The organism is Microbulbifer sp. ABF4_143 (assembly GCF_056160225.1).
On sequence record NZ_JBSWWT010000002.1, the window covers coordinates 123,494 to 143,019 of the forward strand.

Here is a 19,526-nt window from a genome sequence, read left to right on the forward strand (position 1 = left end):
GACATCTTGAGGGGGTTTTATCGTCTACATCCTCATCTGTATTGTGGCCGCGTTTTGGTCGGGTGGTCACCGGCAGGTCAGGCGGAGCCCCGGAATACCGTCCGCGGTAGAGCGAAGTGATTGGGTGCGGATGCGCAAAACACTATTGAGGTGTTGCAGCAAGCCCGCGGTGCCGTGGTTTTTATCACTGCCTTGCTGCAGTCGCCAATCCCAGGGACCGAAGCGTATTTGAAGCGCCAGCCGGCACGGGCTCTGGATTCTTCCGGGATGTAAAAGGCCATATCGTCACCAATTATCAATTCATCCAGCGCGCCGGACGTGTGGCCGGTGTTAAAGCTGTATTAGCTCATTGTGGAACGGGACTGACTCGCCGATGACTGAATACCAGACAGAACTTTCCCACCTGATGCTCTTTGCGCAAAGCATTGGTATCGGTTTTTTGATCGGCCTGGAACGGGAGCGCCATCACAATACCATCGCCGGAGTGCGCACGTTTACGCTTATCGCACTGGCTGGTAGCCTGGCGGGGTATATCGGCATATTGAATCAAAACGCGGGCGTAGCCATTACCATCGGCGCCCTGGTTGGAGCGGCACTGGTGGTGGCGCAATTTCGGTCAACCTCGGAAGAGCCGGATACCACTACGATAATGGCCGGGGTGATTGCGTTCGGGCTGGGCTATGGGCTCTGGCTCGGTCACCCTCAGCTCCCAGCCGCACTGGCAATAGCCATTACCGCGATACTGTATTTTCGCGAACAGTTGCGGAGCATGCCCAAGCAATTGACCGACAAAGATATCCGCTCGTTTTTCCAGTTCGCGGCAGTAGCGTTTATCCTGTTGCCTGTGCTACCTGATACTACTTATGGGCCCTACGAGGTATTTAACCCCTACCAGGTCGGTTGGCTGGTGGTATTGATCAGTGGCATCAGTCTTGCTGGCTACGTCGCGTTGCGCTGTCTGGAAGGCAAGGCCGGACTCTTGGTAATTGGGCTGTTTGGCGGGCTTGTTTCCACCACAGCGACAACATTAGTCTACGCGCGACACAGTAAGAATATACCGGGATTTACTACTGCTGCCAGCACCATCATCTTGCTCTCCCACATTGTGCTGTTCGTGCGCATCGGAATTTTGGTTGCCGCGGTTGAGCCCTCGATGCTACAGCCCATGTTGTATTGGCTGCTGGGAGGAGGCTTGGCAGGTACGGCGTATGTGGTCTGGGCATATCAAAGCACCGCCAGCAGGAAGAAAGCATTGCCTGAATTGGAAGTACGAAATCCCGCAGAACTGAAGACGGCACTTGGGTTTGCTGCGGGTTTCGTCTTGGTATTGATGCTGTCTTCCTGGATGAACGATCAATTTGCAGATACCGGCGTTTATTTGGTGGCTTTCATTTCGGGGTTGACCGATCTGGACGCCATCACCATTTCAAACCTAAAACTGGTTTCCACGCAAGCGCTCACACCCTCTGTCGCGGTGATCGCTATTGTCATCGCTTTCATTGCCAACCTGATTTTTAAGTTCTCAATCGTGTTATTCGTAGGGGACCAATCCATGCGTCTACCTGTAGCGGCTGGTTTCCTCACATTGCTGATAGGCATTGGATTAGGTATTAGCACGGAGACATTGTGGTAACTACGACTCTTACAGATGACGGAAATGAACTATGAATATTTTGTTGGCACCGATTTATCCCCCTGATATTTTTTCGGCAATTGGGTATAGGCGGATTTTACGGCCACCATGGAGGTTGTTACGACAGCTCACGCCGGGCGGCTTTGGTAGTGGCAGTGGTAGTTTCGGCGGCGGTGCTTCAGGACCTTGGTGATGCGGTTTTCAATCGCCAACCCCCATTCCGCCATTGTTCATGGGCTCTCAACACGGGTAATCGGAGACCGTACTGTCAAGCTCCAGGTTTGGTACGACAACGAATATGCCTACGCCTGTCGATTGTTGGGTTTACTGGCGGGTTTATAACGTTGGCCTATGCGTTTTCATTAGCGGCAAGATGACAGTCGGCGCGATAGATCATAAGGGGGAATTAAAAATGGAAGAATATATAACTCACTCTGGGAATGGGGGCTCACTATTATCATGATTGTGGGGATTTCATGGCTTTCTACCGTTACGTGGTACCTAAAACCTTGCGTGAGTGGGCCAGCGCAGGGATGTGCAGATATTTATCTTTGCGTTGTATGTGGAGATGTATGGGTTTCCTCGGACCATTTATTTTCTTTCGAGATTCTTTGGGCTCGACAGGACCGATCTAAATGCAAGCTTGTGGTCCACCCTGTTGGGTAAGGGAGATACCGGTATGATAATTTCAGTGATTTTCGACTATGTTCTGGTCTCTCTAGGGATTGGCATTTTTTTAGAGTTGGCGGCAGGAGTTCCGTGCGCGACCAGCCAACGAGTTGGTCACTGATGGGCTGTACCACCTTGTACGGTATCCTCTGTACAACGGCTTATAATTGGGGCTGATGACTAATGCTCTCTAACGGAGGAACAAAAACACCTGAGTTTGATTGTATTGCTAACGCTGGTGATCGTAAGGAAACCTTTCGCTTGTTTATTGAGGGCGACGAGTTGTATTCAGCTATGTTGTCCTCAATCGCAAAGGCGAAAGATTGCATACAATTAGAGAGTTATATCTATGCTGATGATAGGGTAGGGCATCAGTTTAGTCAGGCTTTGATCGAACGGGCACGAGCGGGCGTGCTCGTTAGGGTACATATCGATGCAGCTGGTTCCCTGTTCTGGTTCTCACGAAAAATGCAAAACCATCTCCGTGAGCACGGTGTTCAATTGCGCTGGTTTCACCGCTGGAGCTGGCGCCAGCCATGGCGTTACAACCATCGCAATCATCGCAAGCTACTTATCGTCGATAATCGTATCGCGTATCTCGGCGGCTTTAATATCCACAATGAAAATTCCCGTAGCTTTTATGGAGAGTCCCGCTGGCGCGACACCCATGTGAGCTTTGACGGTCCGCTCGTCGACGTGGCCTCACAGTTGTTTGATACCTTCTGGCAGGGCCGCCAACACTGGGTTCCCAAACAGGAAAATTCCGGTAGCAAATTGTTACACAATCATACCCTGATGTGTCGTTATCGGCTTCGCTGTGTATTTGGGGCTGCATTCAGCAAGGCTAAACAATCTATTTTTCTGACAACTCCTTATCTGGTGCCGGATACGTACACGCTCAAGCAATTACGTCTTGCCGCAGAGCGTGGTGTGGATGTCAGGCTGCTTGTTCCCCGAGAAAGTGACGTGCCAATTGCGCGCTGGGCGGCTCGGCATATTTATGGATCGTTACTCGCGGCAGGCGTACGAATTTATGAATATCTGCCACGTGTACTTCACGCGAAAACCGTAGTCATTGATGGAAGCTGGTCGATGGTCGGAACAGCAAATTTGGATTATCGCAGCTTATTTACCAACTTTGAACTGAATTTGATTACCAGAAATATGAATTTATCCTGTAAATTGAATGATAATTTTAATAATGATTTGCGATTTTCTGAACGCATAGAGTTGGATTCCTGGAAAGAAAGAAAGTGGACATCTCGCGGACTGGAATATTTAGCGATCTTAACGAGGCGTTGGTTGTGGCCATGTTGGTCGTGACTGTATTGCGGTAAAGTCAATGGTTATTCATAGATATTTCTTATTGAAGATAGCGGTCGCGCTGCGATTTTTACAGATTGCGTACGCTGTTGCTGATAGTGCTTACACTGTGCGGGTTAAGTCCCGTGCAACATCGCAGTCGGTCTATAATCCCTCGCGATTAGCCGCTAATGCCACGGCGCGGCTTTTCATTGATGGTAAGTCAGTTGCTGATTGGCGCAATCTCGGCTTTCTTGACGTTATCACCGCGGGAATCCATCAGGGGAAAGGTTCACAGAAAAATAACAACGTGAAGCAGACCAAATTTTCTTCCGGTAAAAGACTGCCAGACGATTTTCCACTTGATATTAATCGAGAACTATCTTGCGCCACAACAAGTGAAGTTGATCAATTTTTCGAAAGCCAGCCAGTGTCGGGCAGGCCTATGGTATGGCACCATGGGCTAACCGGTCTTAAAGCGATAAACGGAGCGACACAGCGATGCGGTTGTTAGTGGTCGAAGATGAGATCAAAACAGGCGATTATTTACAACAAGGTCTGACCGAGGCGGGATTTGTGGTGAGCCTCTCACGAAATGGCCTGGATGGGCATCACCTTGCCATGACTGAAACCTTTGACCTGCTGGTGTTGGACGTGATGCTTCCGGGTATGAATGGTTGGCGCATTGTACAGTCACTGCGGAAAGCGGGCCACCAAACACCAGCCCTCTTCCTGACCGCTTGTGACAGCGTGGATGACCGGGTTAAAGGGCTCGAAATAGGCGCGGACGATTACTTGGTTAAACCGTTCGCGTTTGCCGAACTGCTGGCCCGTGTTCGTACCCTTCTACGAAGAAGCACTGCACCGTTATTGACGGATCAAATCAAGGCGATGGACCTGACCCTGGATCTAAGGCGTCATCGTGCCGTGCGCGCGGGTCGCAAAATTAACCTCAGCCACAAGGAGTTCTGCCTGTTGGAGCTGCTGATCAGTCGCCGGGGTGAAGTCTTGCCACGTTCACTTATTGCCTCTCAGGTATGGGACATGAACTTTGATTCCGACACCAACATAATTGATGTGGCTATCCGCCGCCTACGCGCCAAGATCGACGACGATTTTGAGCCGAAGCTTATTCATACCGTACGCGGTTTGGGTTACAAGCTGGATGTCGAGGATGACCGTGACGAAGTTTAGCCTCACTCGGTGTCGCCCGCTATCGCTCAATAGCCGGGTGATGTTCTTCGTAGCGGTTGCGATCAGCTTGAGCGTGTTGATCATTGGCCACCTGGTACAAAGCGCGGTGGAACGGCACTTCGCGGAACAGGACGCCGGCGAGTTGTTGGTCATTACTCATGCGGTGGAGGCAGCCCTGGAAAGGGCAAGCAATGAAGACCTGGCAGCAACGGACGCTTTGGCTCATGCCGTATCAGGGCATCATGGCGTTTATTTTCAGGTCTGGGATGAAAACAATCATTTGATTTATGGACCGCCTGAGTCGCCGCGTTCAGTGCAAACCATTATCCACGCCCCGGCAAACAGAGCCCGTTCTGACAATTTGTATCTCTGGCCACTAGATGGGAAAACCTACCGTGGCACAGTGACACAAACTCAGGTCGGTGAGAGCCGATACCGCATTGTCGCCGCCATTGACATCGGTCCCCATCTCCAATTTCTGCAAAGCTTTGGTCGCACCCTGTGGCTGATCATGACTGTGACTGGGATAGCTACGCTGCTGGCGGGCTGGTTCGGTGTGCAGCAGGGGCACGCGCCGCTACGCGAGCTGAGCGAAGCGATGCGGGATATACAGCCGGATCGGCTGGACGTTCGACTGGACACCGAGACTGTACCAGCTGAGCTAATGACCCTGGTGGAATCTTTTAATAGCATGATCGGCCGTCTGGAAGACAGTTTTGTAAGACTTTCCCACTTTTCGGCCGATATCGCCCATGAGTTGCGCACACCATTAACCAACCTGATTACACAGACTCAGGTGGGGTTGAGCAAATCCAGAAGCCGTGATGAATACCGAGAGTTACTTTATTCAAACCTGGAGGAACAGGAACGGTTGTCCAAGATGGTGAAGGACATGTTATGGCTGGCCCAGAATGAGAATGGTTTACTCAAACCTGATTGGGAACGATTGGAGTTAGTTCAGGAAGTAAAGGCGGCTATAGAGTTCTTTGCTGCCTTGGCGGAAGAAAAGGGTATCCGGTTACAAGTTGATGCTCAGCCAGCAACGGTCATTGGGGACCGGGCAATGTTGCGCCGTGTGTTGTCCAACCTGTTATCCAACGCACTTCCATTCACTCCTGAAGGGGAGAAAGTGCAGTTCAGAATATGGGAGACCGATAAAACTGCATACCTGAGCGTGGAAAATCCGGGCGCGAATATTGACGCCGAACACCTGCCTCGACTGTTCGACCGTTTCTATCGGGTCGATCCCTCACGTCAGCGCCAGACAGAAGGGGCAGGGCTGGGTCTGGCTATCGTCAAATCCATCGTGGACGCGCACGAAGGCACCATTGATGTTTCTTCTGCACATGGGATAACGTCTTTCACAATCAAGCTTCCTCGGCAGCGAGGGTGTTTCGAAAGCTGACTCGCAAAGACAAAGACCTATATCCCACATCCTTCTAATACCCTTTAGTATTCGACATAGCCTGTAGAGACCTGTAGAATGGGTTTCTCACTGAAAACCCGGACTTCAGGCTTACGTATGGCTATCCCCAAACCCGTCCCGCTGTATCCGACCTATGCTGAGCTTAAGGACTTCAGCTTTAACGACTATCCAGACCTCCGGGGCTTCCTGGAATCTGGCGAGACCTGGTGGCAGGCACACTGGCGCTGGGGCCAGGAGTTCCTGAGCTACACGGGCCGCAACAAGTCCGAGCATACCTTTACACGCTTCCGCAATGAGACCGAACGCTTCCTGTTGTGGGTGTTCCTGGTCAAAGGCACACCCACGGAGCGATTGCGCAAGGCCGATATCCTCGAGTATGCGGATTTCTGCTGGCAGCCGCCGGTGTCCTGGATCTGCCTGGCCAACCACGAGAAGTTCCTGTTCAACAACGGCCGGTTTATTCAAAACCCGTCCTGGGCGCCGTTTAAGCTCAAGCAGCCCAAAAATAGCGATAACCCAGACTCAAAGCCGGATAAAAGAAAGTACAAGCCATCACAGCAGACCTTGGCTGCCACGTTTACTGGGATCATTGCTTTCTACAAGTATTTGATGAACGAGGAATATCTGTATGGAAATCCCGCTCAAATTGCCAAACCAGATTGTCGCCATTTTATCAAGGACGCTCAGGTTAAAGAAGTTCGACGGCTGACCGAAGCCCAGTGGCAATATGTGTTTGATGTCGCATTGACCATGGCCGAAGAAGACCCAATCTATGAGCGAAGCCTGTTTGTAATTTGTGCGCTCAAGACGTTATTTCTACGAGTTTCAGAGCTGTCCGAACGCCCGCAATGGACTCCAATCATGAGCCACTTCTGGCAGGATTCGGACGGCAACTGGTGGCTGAAAATTTTCGGTAAAGGCCGGAAATTGCGTGATATTACTGTTCCAAATAGTTTTGTCCCACTCCTTAAGCGATACCGCGCCTACAGAGGCTTAAGTCCGTTGCCGGCTTCAAGAGAAAATCAGCCCATTGTAGAAAAAACTCGCGGACAAGGCGGTATGACATCTCGACAGATCACTCGTATTGTTCAGCAAGTTTTTGATCGTGCTTACGAGGAAATGCGATCCACCGAAGGTGAAGACAGCGCCCGTAAGCTAAAAGAGGCTTCTACACATTGGTTAAGACACACTGGCGCCAGCATGGAGATTGAACGTGGCCGTGCACTCAAGGATCTTTCCGAAGATTTAGGCCACTCAAGTATGGCAACCACCGATACTGTATACGTACAGACTGAGAATCGCATACGCGCGCAAAGCGGAAAAAGTCGCGGCGTCAAATAGCAGGGAAGGTATATTGCGAAACCGAACTCAAGCAGATCTATAAAATGAGTCACCGAGTATTGCCGATTCTTTTCTTGTTGATCACATTGGTATTCCCGGGGACAAGACGATCGTCATAGTGCTTGGAAAAATAGTAGGCGCCATTGAAAGCGAGGAACCAGGCGAGCCTACCATTCGGCCACCGCCTGACCTGAATCTCTCCGACGTTCGCGTGGTTAGCAAGACTGAGATAAGCGCGCCAGAGCGTACCGGTATGGCGGTCGTATGAACCGAAGAGATACTCACGCTCGTCTGCAAAGGAAAGATTACTAAACAGTAACACCGACGACAGCTTGACTTGGCATCCTTTGTCAATTTCCCAGGTAGTGCCGCTATACCAATAACTCAGCGCCTGAAAGATACCTCTTGAGGATTTCCCGTGAAAGCCCTTGTCAGTCCTAGGGTCAAGGAATTTTACTTCGACACCCATGTACTGATCGGCAAACCCGGCGCGCTGTAGGATCGGCTTAGGCCGGATTACAAAGTCAATCCGGAGATTTCTTTGCTCGCGATCAATATAGCCGAGGCCGTCAACTTCCTCGAAAATCTCAAACCAACGGGAAAATGCCCTCTTGAACCAGTGCGCCAAATCTAGCTCCGAAGACCATCGACTTTCAAGTGCGTCGATATGCGCAGCTCGCTGCTTAACCAGATAACTGTGAAACAACCGGTTGATTTCACAATCAGTGTGTTCAGCTCTAAAGTCCTCGATCGTTTGGTTGATCTGTCTCGAAAAAGCATCGTAGAGATCGACGCTGGGTGGGCGCGAAGGCAGCGCGGGGCGGCTATTGGCCCGTACCCTCCTCATCTCTTCCAGAAACCTAAATTTGACACTGGAATAGAGTTCACCAACTTCCTCATCAAACGGCAGCGGCTGTATAGAGACCCCTTTCTTGGATACCTCACTGCCCACGGCCTCGCCGCAGATCAGACATTGATAGGCGTAAGCCGTCCCCTTACCTTTCTGTCGCTCTCTCAATTCGAGGTGAGTTCTGCAGTCATGCTCAAGGTCTTCAATGCTGGCCGCATTGGCTATGAAACTCGCACCGATAGGATTTGCCATGTGGTATTACTGTACTGATTCCCGTAACTCTTTTTGGTATGAATCCCAAAGTTCAGTTTCGTGCCTGTGTAATCTCGCAATATTAATAAGGATGGAATTAGCTTGATCTGGTAATTCCCAGCAATATCCCATGACTATGTTCTCATACCACTCCAACTCGGGTGGAGGGCACCAATTATCATCTTCCGTTCCAAATGGTGCTAGTACATGCGTGAATGATGACCAGTATCCTCCACGAGACAAATTATGAGAAATTCTTTTTAGTGTTGCATTTGGGTTATCTTCAACAATAATCTCGTGCTTGAGAAAGCAATCTTTTTTCTGGGTCATGAATAACCCCACTAAATAGCCTGATTGTCACATGTCAGGCAATTTACTATATTTTCTGACATGGGTCATCCACCATAACCGCAAAATTGATTCGTGAGCGCTTCGAGGATAAGCGTTCACTTTGTCATTCAAGATCCCCTTCAAACTGGACGTCACAATCGCCACACAATATGTGTAGCTTTGGTCTTCCATACACAATGACATCACAACAAGGGCATTGATAACGGATGCGAGTCTTTCTTCTAGGAGCTTCCAGGATCTGGAGATTGCTTGGCAACAATGAACTGACCGTTGGGCCTGTAGAAGTGAATGGGTATCCTTGATCTAAAGGTGATACTTCGAAGCCATCTTCGGATTGAACATATTCACCAGAGTTACCACTCTCTTCAATGTGCCTATCCAGCAGCGCCCTATTAGGTTTTGAATTAGGGTTGGGTCCTGCAATTACTGGCTCAAATAATCGAGGCAGAGCTTTTCTGTCAAGCCAAGCCAAGCCAATTTCACGGTCCGCTTCAAGCTCCTGAAAGACTTTCAGAAAGCTGCCGTCCTCCAGGATGTAATCCCCCATAAACTGTCCAACTATATTCCCACCGGGCTCACCTGTTGAACTGGGCATCAAACCCACCTCAATCATTTTTTTCGCCCATTCCACATTGTGGTAGTACTTACGCCCGGGGCTCCCGTGGAAATGTTGCCAGCAATGAACCATTTCATGGACCAATGTTTGCATGACTTCAATAAGTCGTGAGCTAGCTATATAGGATGGATTGATCGCTATTTCACTCACAATCTTGCCGCGTACATCACTCCAACGATCACCAGTAAAGTACCCCATTACTCCGGGTTTACGTTGCACTGTGAAAATGACAGGAGGAAGAGATGCATCAAATAACCGCTCGTTAAATCGATCATATGCGACTTGTAGAGATTGATAGAGTTCTGCAGTAGGATTCATCGACTGAATTTTATCAAGTAAGCGATACAATTATCGCATCTTATAAGATATTGGAATTAAAAATCTTCATTTTATTCCATAAATACAATTTTACTGTTGTGTACACTACAGTAAAATCTATATTTTGTTATTAGAATATATTTTTTTATAACCAAATAGAATTAATGGCTTTGCTGGGCCAAGGAAGGGGCTACCAAAATAACATGAGTTCGAAGCAGGAGCACATACTCCCCCCATCCCGGCAAAAGGCTTGGGACGCACCTCCAAAACTCGATTTGCGGCAACGAAGCGTTTTTACGTGTGATTCGATTACCCAGCGGGCACTTAGGAAGATAACTCGCGAGGATTACAAAGTCGGCTTTCTTCTCCAAGTCATTTACTTCACGCGAAAACGTCAATTCTTCAACGTATCAGAGTTTCCAGTAGAACATATCCGTGCAGCTAGAAAAGCTCTATCTCTGAAGTCGACCAAGGCTTCGTTTGACTACCCCACAGATGTCGCTTCCCGGCACAAGAGTAAAATTCTAAAGCAATATGACTGGCAAGCTTTTGATGCGAGTTTCAAGGCAAGGTTTAATGATCTTGCGAATTCCCTAATTGATAAACGTCGCAGAAAATCTGACATCGCGGATTGTTTATTGGAGTATTGCCTGGAGCAACATCGAGAGGTCCCTTCATTTACCACTGTCCGAGAAACTATTCAACATGGATACCGAGACTACGAGGAAAAGCTCGCCACAGAAATCCGTACTCACTTGTCAGATGCGCAACAACAGGTTCTAAATAATCTAGTCTCGGAATCTGACGAATTTCTGCTGCATCGTGATGTCAAACGTATCAAACAGGGAAGCCAACTCAATCACTGCAAGTTAAATGGGAGAATATTGCAGAAATTTCATGATTTGCATACTGAGTTTTTACCTGTAATTTCGGCCTTATACCTTACCCAGGAGGCAACAGAAGATCTCGCTATTTGGGTAAAACAAGCGACCACCACTCAACTCCGAAAGTTTCGAAATCAGGATCGCCGGAACTTACATTTACTGGCATATCTACAGTACCAGCACTTTCACCGTTCAGATGCCGCTGTAGATGCGGGAAAAAAGATCGTCACACAGCTTTTAAATCATGCTAGGGCCTATCAAAATAGAGAAAGTGATAAGCACGAAAGTGAATTCTTAGACGCAGCGGCGGCTATAAGTAATGTTGCTCGCAACAGTAAAGAACTGATCAAGAAAATCATCGATATAGCACGATCAAACAAATTATCAGATCGGGAGAAGGTACGTAAAATTCTAAAATTAGCTGAATCGCTCATGCTTTCAGACTTTGAAGATGTCGACGTCACCTTGCAGGCTGTCGACACCGACATAATAAAGCGTCGCCAGAAGTTTGACTACTATAACTTTATATTTTCAAGATCCAGCTCAATTCAGAAATCACTAGGCCCGCTTTTGAGGCCGCTGGTTTTTGAAAGCTGCTCAAGCCCGGAGCTCCTTTCGGCGATAACAGCATATCAGAAAGGTCTGGATAAGATTTCCGATACAACTCCAATGAAATTTTTAACAAAGTACGAGCGTGATCTAATCTGCCGAGAGGACGAGTTTTCCGCTATTGGAAAGTACAAAGCATTACTAATTATCCGCGCTTTCGAGGGGTTTAAAGATGAATCTTTGACTCTAAAGTACAGCTACAAGTACCGACCTACAGAGTCTTATTTTATGCCATCTGAAATATGGCGAAAATCTTTCGATGAGATTCTTATTTCTACAGGCTTGAATGAATACCGTGACCCTGAGAAATACTTGGATTCGATTGGAAAAACCGTGACAGAACTCTTTAAAACGGTTAACCATCGAATCGATAGCGAAGAAAACACGTATGTAAAATTTAATAAAAACGGAACTTGGTCAGTCGACACCCCAGCAACGGACTTTTCAACTGATCAGTTTGTCTCTCAGCTCATGGGAGAAGAAGCAAGCTTTAGTCTTTATCAAATCATCCACCAAATAAATACGTACACAAATTTTACCGAAGAGCTAGAGCATCGCACAAAACGATTTGCCAATGAGGAGTTTATGCTGTCGCATGCCTATGCGGCACTCATGAGCTTGGGTACAAATATTGGCCACAATCATATGGCCAAGGCATGCCAAGAAATTTCTTTAAAGCAGCTTAGAGATATTGAATCTAATCGCTTTTCTGTGAATAACTTAAAGAAAGTAAATGAGAATATAGTACATCTAATTAAGAGCTTGTCACTTCCAAAAGTATATTCTGGTGACGATGGGAGATTACACACCTCTAGTGATGGCCGCAAGATTGTAGTGGCTGTAGATTCACTGATGGCAAATTTTTCATATAAATACTACGGAAAAGATAAAGGAATTAGTGCAAACGCTTTTATCGATGATCAGCAGATTTTCTTTAATGTCAACGTTCTAACATCTTCAGAGCGCGAAGCTCCATATATGCTAGCCGGGATTGCTGAATCCAAGCGTACTCTTTACCCGGAAACCAAACTAAAGAAGGAAAATCACTTACATTCTACAGATACGCATGGATATACAGAAGCGATATTTGCTGGCCTACATTTTTTGGGAGTAACTTTTGCCCCAAGAATAAAATCCGTACAAGGGCAAACGCTATACTCTTATGAAAATGAATCACTAAAAAAGAATAGTAAGTTTAGAATCGGCCCGAAGACCAAGCTAAATAGAAAACTCATTATTAAGCGCTGGGATGACATTTTACGGCTAATGGCCAGCATCAAAATGAACTATGTCTCCGCAAGTGATATTTTTCGAAAACTATCATCAAGCTCAAGAGATACTGAATTGTATCGAGCTGTTAAAGAGTTTGGCCGACTACTTAAAACACACTTTATATTGACTTACGTAGATGATCTGGAGTTGCGTCAAGTAATTGAAAAGCACCTCAGCCGAATCGAACTGGGCCAAGGCTTGTCAAGGTCAATTTTTCACGGCCGAGGTAAACGGCTATATGTTGGCTCAAAAGAAGAGATTGATAGAGTTTTACTCTGCAGCACAATACTTCAGAATATTGTGATTGCATGGAACTATCTCTACTTGTCTGATTATTTGCTTTCTATCGATGATGCTGAACAGCGCCAGTCTATCGCTGATGGTATTTCTAATGGCTCAGTTATCAGTTGGGAGCATATCAATATGCTAGGTAACTTTGATGAGCAACTACAGGGGCCGGCCTTCTTGGCAACCCTCCAGGAAATGCGAAATATCAAACTCCGTACGTAACTCGCAACTACTTAACCTTGATCTCTGTACGGCTCATCCTCCTTCTTGCTGGAGGTGATTCAATAAAAAAACCCATATATATCAATACGTTAAGAGGGCTTTGTGCAATGTTTCCCTCGATTTTGTCAAATAGCCCTTCTACGGCGCTATGCAGCTGATCGAACAGCTGGACTTGCAGCTGGTGGAGGTACCCGCCGCCTGCGACAGCGGCATGGATATCGATGCGCTCGAAGACGTGCTGCGGCGCTGGAAGGTGCGGGCCTGTATCGTGTCACCGGCGTTCGCGACACCCGGCGGCGCGCTGATGCGCGACAGCGCCAGGAGGCGGCTTTTGGCCCTGGCCGAGTCCTACGACCTGGCGGTGATCGAGGACGATATCTACGCCGACACGGCGCTCGGCCCGGTACCGGATCCCCTCAAGGCGCTGGACGCGGACGAGCGGGTGATTCTGTGCAGCTCCTTTTCGAAGAGCCTGTCCCGCGATCTGAGGCTTGGCTGGGTATCCGGCGCCCGCTGGCACCGGCGCATTCTGCACCTGAAGCTGGTGACCCAACTGGCCAGCAGCCGCTATCTGCAGCAGGGTGTGGCCGAATTCATCGCCGATGGCAGTTTCGCCGCCCATCTGCGCCGCCAGCGCAACAAGCTGCGCGAGCGGCGCGACCAGTTGCTCGCGCTGTTGCAGGACTGGCCCGGCAACGTCAGGGTCAGCGCCCCGCAGGGCGGGCTGGCAGTCTGGGTGGAACTGCCCGACAGGGTGGATACCCTGGCCCTCTATACTGAGGGGCTGAAACAGGGCGTCGTGATTACGCCCGGGCCCCTGTTCTCCGCGTCGGGGCAGTTCAGGAACTGCCTGCGCATCAGCTTCGCCCACCCCTGGGATGCGCCGCGCGTGGCGGCCCTCGATCGGCTGTCGCGGCTGCTGCTACGCGGTTGAGGGCAGAGGGGAGGGCGCTCAATGGAGCTGGCTCCGTGAGTATCCATTTTCAGCCGGGCGCAATCGAGCCGAGGGGAGCTGTCAATGAAAGCATCCGATCTGTTTGTCCGCGCCCTGGAGGCGGAGGGCGTCGACTATGTGTTCGCCATTCCCGGGGAGGAGAACCTCGACTTGCTGGAATCCCTGCGCGGATCGAAAATCAAGCTGATCGTCACGCGCCACGAACAGGCCGCGGGCTTTATGGCCGCCACCTACGGCCGCCTGACCGGCAATTCCGGCGTCTGCCTGTCGACCCTGGGCCCGGGCGCAACCAACCTGGTGACCGCCGCCGCCTACGCCCAGCTCGGCGGTATGCCGATGGTGATGGTGACCGGCCAGAAGCCGATCAAAAGCTCCAAGCAGGGCCGCTTCCAGATCATCGATATCGTCGACATGATGCAGCCCTTGACCAAGTTCACCAAAGCCATCGTCAGCGGCGACAATATTCCCGCCCATGTGCGCGAGGCCTTCCGCCAGGCGGAGGAGGAGCGCCCGGGGGCGACCCATCTGGAACTGCCGGAGGATATCGCCCGCGAGCACTCGACCATGCCGGTGCTGGAGCCCAGCTACACCCGCAGGCCCATCGCGGAAGAAAAGGCCGTGCGCCAGGCCGCCGAGGCCATCGCCGGCGCGCGCAAGCCGCTGTTGCTGATCGGCGCCGGCGCCAACCGCAAGCTGACCGCGAAAATGCTGCGCGAGTTCGTCGAGAAGCTCGGCATTCCCGCGGTCACCACCCAGATGGGGAAGGGCGTTATCGACGAGTCCGGCCCGCACTTTATCGGCAACACGGCCCTGTCCGATCACGACTTCGTGCACCGCGCCATAGACCAGGCGGACCTGATCATCAATGTCGGCCACGACGTGGTGGAGAAGCCGCCCTTCTTTATGCGCCCCGGCGGCGCCGAGGTGGTGCACATCAATTTCAACTCCGCCCAGGTGGATCCGGTCTACTTCCCGCAGATCGAGGTGGTCGGGGACATCGCCAACAGCCTGTGGCAACTGAAGGAGCGGCTGGAGCCGCAGGAGCACTGGAGCTTTGCCGACGCGCATCGCATCCGCGATGCGCTGCACAGGCATATTTTCGAGGGTTGCGGCGACGACAGCTTTCCGGTTCGCCCGCAGCGCCTGGTCAAAGAGGTCCGCGAGGTCATGCCCGACGACGGCATCATCGCGCTGGACAACGGCATGTACAAAATCTGGTTTGCGCGCAACTATCCCGCGCACGCGCCGAACACCGTGCTGTTGGACAACGCCCTGGCCACGATGGGCGCGGGCCTGCCCTCGGCCATGGCCGCCAAGCTGGTCTACCCGGAGCGCAAGGTGCTGGCGGTCTGCGGCGACGGCGGTTTTATGATGAACTCCCAGGAGCTGGAAACCGCCGTGCGCCTCAAGCAGGACCTGGTGATACTGCTGCTGCGCGACGACGGCTACGGCATGATCAAGTGGAAGCAGAAGCAGATGGATTTCCACGACTTCGGCCTCGATTTCGGCAACCCGGATTTCGTCGCCTACGCCCAGTCCTACGGCGCGCGCGGCCACCGGCTTGGCGCCACCGCGGAGCTGAAGCCGCTGATTGAAAAATGCTGGTCCGAAGGCGGCGTGCACCTGATCGATGTGCCGGTCAATTACAGTGACAACGACCGCATTCTGAACCGGGAAATTCGCGAACTGTCGCGCAAGTTGTAGAGGTGCAGGTGGGGGAATGGCCGGCTGGGCTGGGGTCGTCTTTATATCCAATACTGTTTAGTATTCGACATAACGGATTGAAGCCTGTAGAATGGTTTTCCAACTGAAAACCCGGACTTCAGGCTCATGGCAACCCCGAAACCCGTCCCGCTGTATCCGACCTATAGCGAGCTCAAAGACTTCAACTTCCGCGACTATCCGGATCTCAGGGGTTTTCTGGAAAACGGAGAATCCTGGTGGATGTCCCATTGGCGCTGGGGCCAGGAGTTCCTGAGCTACACCGGCCGCAACAAGTCCGAACACACCTTTACACGCTTCCGCAATGAGACCGAGCGCTTTCTGTTGTGGGTATTCCTGATCAAAGGCACACCCATCGAGCGACTGCGCAAGGCAGATATCCTCGAGTATGCGGATTTCTGCTGGCAGCCGCCGGTTTCCTGGATATGCCTGGCCAACCACGAAAAATTCCTGCTCAACAATGGCCGCTATATTCACAACCCGTCCTGGGCGCCTTTTAAACTCAAGCTGCCGAAAAACAGCGATACTGCCGGCTCTGCGCCCGACAAGAGAAAATACAGGCCGTCACAGCAGACCCTGACCGCGACCTTTACCGGGATAATCGCGTTTTACAAATACCTGATGAACGAGGAATACCTGTATGGCAATCCCGCCCAGATCGCCAAGGCGGATTGCCGGCATTTCATAAAGGATGCGCAGGTTAAGGAGATTCGGAGATTGACCGAGGCCCAGTGGAAATACGTCTTCGACGTGGCGCTGGATATGGCCAATGAGGACCCGATCTACGAGCGGAGCCTCTTCGTCATCTGCGCGCTGAAAACACTGTTCTTACGTATTTCTGAGTTGTCCGAACGCAAGAACTGGACGCCGGTCATGAGCCATTTTTGGCAGGATTCGGACGGCAACTGGTGGCTCAAGATATTCGGCAAAGGCCGAAAACTGAGGGATATTACGGTTCCCACCAGCTTTATCGAATACCTGAAGCGCTATCGTATCCACCGCGGCCTGAGCCCCCTTCCGTCGGTGGGAGAAACCCACCCCATCGTCGAGAAAATCCGCGGTCAGGGCGGGATGACGTCGCGGCAGCTGACCCGAATCGTCCAGCAGGTTTTCGACAGGGCCTACGAGGCGATGCGGCAGGCGGAAGGCGAAGACAACGCGCGCAAGCTAAAAGAGGCGTCAACACACTGGCTCAGGCACACCGGCGCCAGTATGGAGGTGGAGCGCGGCCGGGCGCTGAAGGATCTCTCCGAGGATTTGGGGCACTCAAGCATGGCCACCACAGATACCGTGTACGTACAGACGGAGAACCGGGTGCGTGCGCAGAGCGGTAAAGGTCGCGAGGTCAGCTAAATTTAGTGCGAGCGCCCCTGGATTTTACACCCGGATTTGCTAATAGAATCATGAGGTTAGGGTGCTCTTTGGAAGTGCTGACTCATATTCCGACCAGCCTCGGCATCCCGCCCCTTGCGGTATCAGAAGCCGTAACGCGCGCTTGCCCGCAACCGGGATAAACCTCCTCTAAACTGATGCTATCGCGGTACCTGGAACCCAACACCGCACCGGGAGGTAATCATGTGCACCGCTCGCGCCACTGGCGCCCTACTAATTCGGATGCTTGTGCTGGCCACTGCGCTCGTAGTCGCGCCAATCGTCTTCGCCCAGTCGCCAGACAAGAAGAAGCCCGAGTCCGCCGCTGAAGCGGCCGAACCGGCGCTGGATCCAGAGTCCCTGGCCGCGCTGGCGCGCATGGGGCAATACCTGGCATCGCTGAAAACCCTGGCGTTCGACGCGCAGATTTCCACCGACGTGGTTTTGGACGACGGCCAGAAGTTGTTGATCGGCGGTGTGATCCGCTACCTGGCCGCGCCGCCGGACAAGGTTCGGGTCGAGCTGATCACCGACTCGATAAAGCGCCATTTCTTTCACAACGGCAGGAAATTCACACTGGTAGCGCCGGAGGAAGGTTACTTTGCCCAGCTGGACGCACCCGGGCCCAGCGGGGAGTTTCTGGCCGTCGCGGCGCGGGACTACGGTATCGAAATGCCCTTCTCGGATCTGCTCGAATGGGGCCGCAAACAGGACTCCTGGAAGGATATCAGCGCCGGGTTTCTGGTCGGAAAGCCCGAGATCGACGGCGAGCAGACGGAACACTGGGCCTTTAGAAGCCCGAATCTCGACTGGGAGATCTGGATCCGGACCGGTGACAAGCCGCTGCCGCTGCGGATATCCACGGTCAATACCCGGGACGCCGCGAAACCGCGTTTCGAGGCCACCCTGAAGTGGTCCGAGTCGAAGGTTGTGAAGGATACGCAGTTTGCACCGCAGCCGTCGAAGGCGCTGCGGCGGATCGAGTTCAAGAAGGCCGCGCCGGCGAAGGAGGTCAGACAATGATGAAGTTCCGTGCAATAGGCGACCGGTGCCAGAGGCTGGCGCTGATCCTGCTGGCGGCCGCCCTGCTCTTGTCGCTGTTGAGCCGCCCGGCAGAGGCGCTCGGGCGCTTTGCCGGTGGCGGCGCCCATTTCAATATCGGCGGGCACTTTAACGGTATGCGGCCGATCGGCGGTGGGGATTTCCGCCAGCGCTTCCCGAACGTGCATCCGTTTGAGAACCACCCGTTGCGCCCGTACAGACCGCTACATCCGAGCTACTGGCCCTATCCCGGCCCCGGCTACTGGGCCGGGGCCGCCGCCGGAGCCGCCGCGGTAGCGGGCGCCTGGGTCTATGCCCTGCCCCCGGACTGCACCTCTATTTCCGTGGGCGGCATCACCTATGAGCGATGCGGCTCCGAGTGGTACAGGCCGCACTATACCGGCACTCAGATCGTTTACGAGGTGGTGACGCCGCCGCGCTAGCGCCGGCTATGTCGGGGCGGCGATGGACAGCTTACTGGAACGGTTCGGCAAACTGCTGGCGCGCTATCTGGAAAAGCCGCACAGGCCGCCGGCCCCCGAGGTCGCCACGCCCCTGCCACTGCTCTGCGCCTCGCTGCAACCGGCGGATGTTCTGCTGGTCGAGGGCAATATGCGTATCAGTACCGCGATCAAGTACCTGACGCAGTCCACTTGGTCTCACGCCGCGCTCTATATCGGCGCGCACGGGGAAACGGAACACAGCTTGCTGGAAGCGGATGTGCAGGAGGGGGTGCGGACCCTGCCGGTCGATCACTATGCGGGTATGCACACGCGGATCTGCCGGCCGCTCGGCCTCAATGGTGAAGAGCGACGGGCGGTAATCACCTACGGGCTCGACCGCCTGGGGCACCAGTACGATCTGCGCAATGTGTTCGACCTGGTGCGCTATCTGCTGCCGACCCCGCCGGTGCCGTCGCGCTACCGGCGTCGGATGATCGCCCTCGGCAGTGGGGATCCAACCCGGGCAATTTGCTCCACGTTGATTGCGCAGGCATTTCAGTCAATCCAATACCCGATACTGCCGCAGCTGGAGTATCGAGCGGCGAACGGGGGCGGGACGGAGGAACTCTACCACATCCGTCACCACAGCCTGTTTACGCCGCGGGATTTCGATGTTTCCCCCTATTTCGCCATCGTCAAACCGCTCGTCGAGGAGGGCTTCGACTTCCGCCGTATGCGCTGGGCCAATCACTAGCCCGAGTCTGCGG

At 52.3% G+C, this 19,526-nt stretch carries 16 protein-coding genes; 13 read left to right on the forward strand and 3 right to left on the reverse strand.

The features are described 5' to 3' along the window. Positions 1 to 373 precede the first annotated feature (373 nt). The 6 genes from ACXAF3_RS02320 (at position 374) to ACXAF3_RS02345 (ending at position 7,565) form a co-directional block, all read left to right on the forward strand. Entirely contained in the window at positions 374 to 1,633 is a 1,260-nt protein-coding gene (locus ACXAF3_RS02320) for an MgtC/SapB family protein (protein WP_323844272.1), read from the forward strand. Positions 1,634 to 2,485: 852 nt separating this feature from the next. Next, the gene (locus tag ACXAF3_RS02325) at positions 2,486 to 3,625 is read left to right on the forward strand and encodes a phospholipase D-like domain-containing protein (protein ID WP_475110666.1); all 1,140 of its coding nucleotides are present in this window, start codon (positions 2,486 to 2,488) and stop codon (positions 3,623 to 3,625) included. Positions 3,626 to 3,644: 19 nt separating this feature from the next. Beyond that, positions 3,645 to 4,118: a fatty acid cis/trans isomerase gene (locus ACXAF3_RS02330; protein WP_323844270.1), complete on the forward strand. Its 474-nt coding sequence runs from the start codon at positions 3,645 to 3,647 to the stop codon at positions 4,116 to 4,118. Beyond that, the gene (locus ACXAF3_RS02335; protein ID WP_323844269.1) at positions 4,106 to 4,798 is read left to right on the forward strand and encodes a heavy metal response regulator transcription factor; all 693 of its coding nucleotides are present in this window, start codon (positions 4,106 to 4,108) and stop codon (positions 4,796 to 4,798) included. Before ACXAF3_RS02330 ends, ACXAF3_RS02335 begins: the two co-directional genes overlap by 13 nt. Continuing rightward, positions 4,779 to 6,203: a heavy metal sensor histidine kinase gene (locus tag ACXAF3_RS02340; protein WP_323844268.1), complete on the forward strand. Its 1,425-nt coding sequence runs from the start codon at positions 4,779 to 4,781 to the stop codon at positions 6,201 to 6,203. The genes ACXAF3_RS02335 and ACXAF3_RS02340 overlap by 20 nt, the downstream gene beginning before the upstream one ends. A 78-nt stretch (positions 6,204 to 6,281) precedes the next feature. Then, positions 6,282 to 7,565 (forward strand): tyrosine-type recombinase/integrase, encoded by a 1,284-nt coding sequence (locus ACXAF3_RS02345; RefSeq protein ID WP_475110667.1) that lies wholly within the window; start codon positions 6,282 to 6,284, stop codon positions 7,563 to 7,565. A gap of 49 nt (positions 7,566 to 7,614) precedes the next feature. On the opposite strand, the gene ACXAF3_RS02350 is transcribed toward ACXAF3_RS02345, so the two are convergent. The 3 genes from ACXAF3_RS02350 to ACXAF3_RS02360 form a co-directional block, all read right to left on the reverse strand. Then, positions 7,615 to 8,667: a hypothetical protein gene (locus ACXAF3_RS02350; protein WP_475110668.1), complete on the reverse strand. Its 1,053-nt coding sequence runs from the start codon at positions 8,665 to 8,667 to the stop codon at positions 7,615 to 7,617. Between the two features lie 6 nt (positions 8,668 to 8,673). Next, positions 8,674 to 8,997, reverse strand: a complete 324-nt coding sequence (locus ACXAF3_RS02355; RefSeq protein WP_475110669.1) for a hypothetical protein — start codon at positions 8,995 to 8,997, stop codon at positions 8,674 to 8,676. 124 nt (positions 8,998 to 9,121) lie between these two features. Next, on the reverse strand, positions 9,122 to 9,982 hold the full coding sequence (locus ACXAF3_RS02360) for a SprT-like domain-containing protein (protein ID WP_475110670.1): 861 nt from the start codon (positions 9,980 to 9,982) through the stop codon (positions 9,122 to 9,124). A gap of 134 nt (positions 9,983 to 10,116) precedes the next feature. On the opposite strand from ACXAF3_RS02360, the gene ACXAF3_RS02365 reads away from it, so the two are divergent. From ACXAF3_RS02365 to ACXAF3_RS02395, 7 genes are all read left to right on the forward strand, one after another. Continuing rightward, positions 10,117 to 13,227, forward strand: coding sequence for a Tn3 family transposase (locus tag ACXAF3_RS02365; RefSeq protein ID WP_475110671.1), 3,111 nt, complete (start codon positions 10,117 to 10,119; stop codon positions 13,225 to 13,227). Positions 13,228 to 13,375: 148 nt separating this feature from the next. Then, a complete protein-coding gene (locus ACXAF3_RS02370) occupies positions 13,376 to 14,161 on the forward strand; it encodes an aminotransferase-like domain-containing protein (protein ID WP_475110672.1) in 786 nt (261 codons plus the stop codon). A gap of 84 nt (positions 14,162 to 14,245) precedes the next feature. Beyond that, positions 14,246 to 15,886 carry an acetolactate synthase large subunit gene (locus ACXAF3_RS02375; protein WP_475110673.1) on the forward strand — a complete coding sequence of 547 codons (1,641 nt, stop codon included), beginning with the start codon at positions 14,246 to 14,248 and terminating at the stop codon, positions 15,884 to 15,886. Between the two features lie 126 nt (positions 15,887 to 16,012). Beyond that, entirely contained in the window at positions 16,013 to 17,257 is a 1,245-nt protein-coding gene (locus ACXAF3_RS02380) for a tyrosine-type recombinase/integrase (protein WP_475110674.1), read from the forward strand. A 267-nt stretch (positions 17,258 to 17,524) separates the two neighbouring features. Next, positions 17,525 to 18,298 carry a DUF2092 domain-containing protein gene (locus tag ACXAF3_RS02385; protein ID WP_475110675.1) on the forward strand — a complete coding sequence of 258 codons (774 nt, stop codon included), beginning with the start codon at positions 17,525 to 17,527 and terminating at the stop codon, positions 18,296 to 18,298. After that, positions 18,295 to 18,759, forward strand: a complete 465-nt coding sequence (locus ACXAF3_RS02390) for a hypothetical protein (protein ID WP_475110676.1) — start codon at positions 18,295 to 18,297, stop codon at positions 18,757 to 18,759. The genes ACXAF3_RS02385 and ACXAF3_RS02390 overlap by 4 nt, the downstream gene beginning before the upstream one ends. A gap of 22 nt (positions 18,760 to 18,781) precedes the next feature. Beyond that, on the forward strand, positions 18,782 to 19,513 hold the full coding sequence (locus ACXAF3_RS02395; protein WP_475110677.1) for a YiiX/YebB-like N1pC/P60 family cysteine hydrolase: 732 nt from the start codon (positions 18,782 to 18,784) through the stop codon (positions 19,511 to 19,513). Positions 19,514 to 19,526 lie beyond the last annotated feature (13 nt).

Coding starts and splice junctions, on each gene's coding strand:
- ACXAF3_RS02320 (WP_323844272.1), top strand. CDS start 374: ATGACTGAATACCAGACAGAACTTTCCCACCTGATGCTCTTTGCGCAA.
- ACXAF3_RS02325 (WP_475110666.1), top strand. CDS start 2,486: ATGCTCTCTAACGGAGGAACAAAAACACCTGAGTTTGATTGTATTGCT.
- ACXAF3_RS02330 (WP_323844270.1), top strand. CDS start 3,645: ATGGTTATTCATAGATATTTCTTATTGAAGATAGCGGTCGCGCTGCGA.
- ACXAF3_RS02335 (WP_323844269.1), top strand. CDS start 4,106: ATGCGGTTGTTAGTGGTCGAAGATGAGATCAAAACAGGCGATTATTTA.
- ACXAF3_RS02340 (WP_323844268.1), top strand. CDS start 4,779: ATGACCGTGACGAAGTTTAGCCTCACTCGGTGTCGCCCGCTATCGCTC.
- ACXAF3_RS02345 (WP_475110667.1), top strand. CDS start 6,282: ATGGGTTTCTCACTGAAAACCCGGACTTCAGGCTTACGTATGGCTATC.
- ACXAF3_RS02350 (WP_475110668.1), bottom strand. CDS start 8,667: ATGGCAAATCCTATCGGTGCGAGTTTCATAGCCAATGCGGCCAGCATT.
- ACXAF3_RS02355 (WP_475110669.1), bottom strand. CDS start 8,997: ATGACCCAGAAAAAAGATTGCTTTCTCAAGCACGAGATTATTGTTGAA.
- ACXAF3_RS02365 (WP_475110671.1), top strand. CDS start 10,117: ATGGCTTTGCTGGGCCAAGGAAGGGGCTACCAAAATAACATGAGTTCG.
- ACXAF3_RS02370 (WP_475110672.1), top strand. CDS start 13,376: ATGCAGCTGATCGAACAGCTGGACTTGCAGCTGGTGGAGGTACCCGCC.
- ACXAF3_RS02375 (WP_475110673.1), top strand. CDS start 14,246: ATGAAAGCATCCGATCTGTTTGTCCGCGCCCTGGAGGCGGAGGGCGTC.
- ACXAF3_RS02380 (WP_475110674.1), top strand. CDS start 16,013: ATGGCAACCCCGAAACCCGTCCCGCTGTATCCGACCTATAGCGAGCTC.
- ACXAF3_RS02390 (WP_475110676.1), top strand. CDS start 18,295: ATGATGAAGTTCCGTGCAATAGGCGACCGGTGCCAGAGGCTGGCGCTG.
- ACXAF3_RS02395 (WP_475110677.1), top strand. CDS start 18,782: ATGGACAGCTTACTGGAACGGTTCGGCAAACTGCTGGCGCGCTATCTG.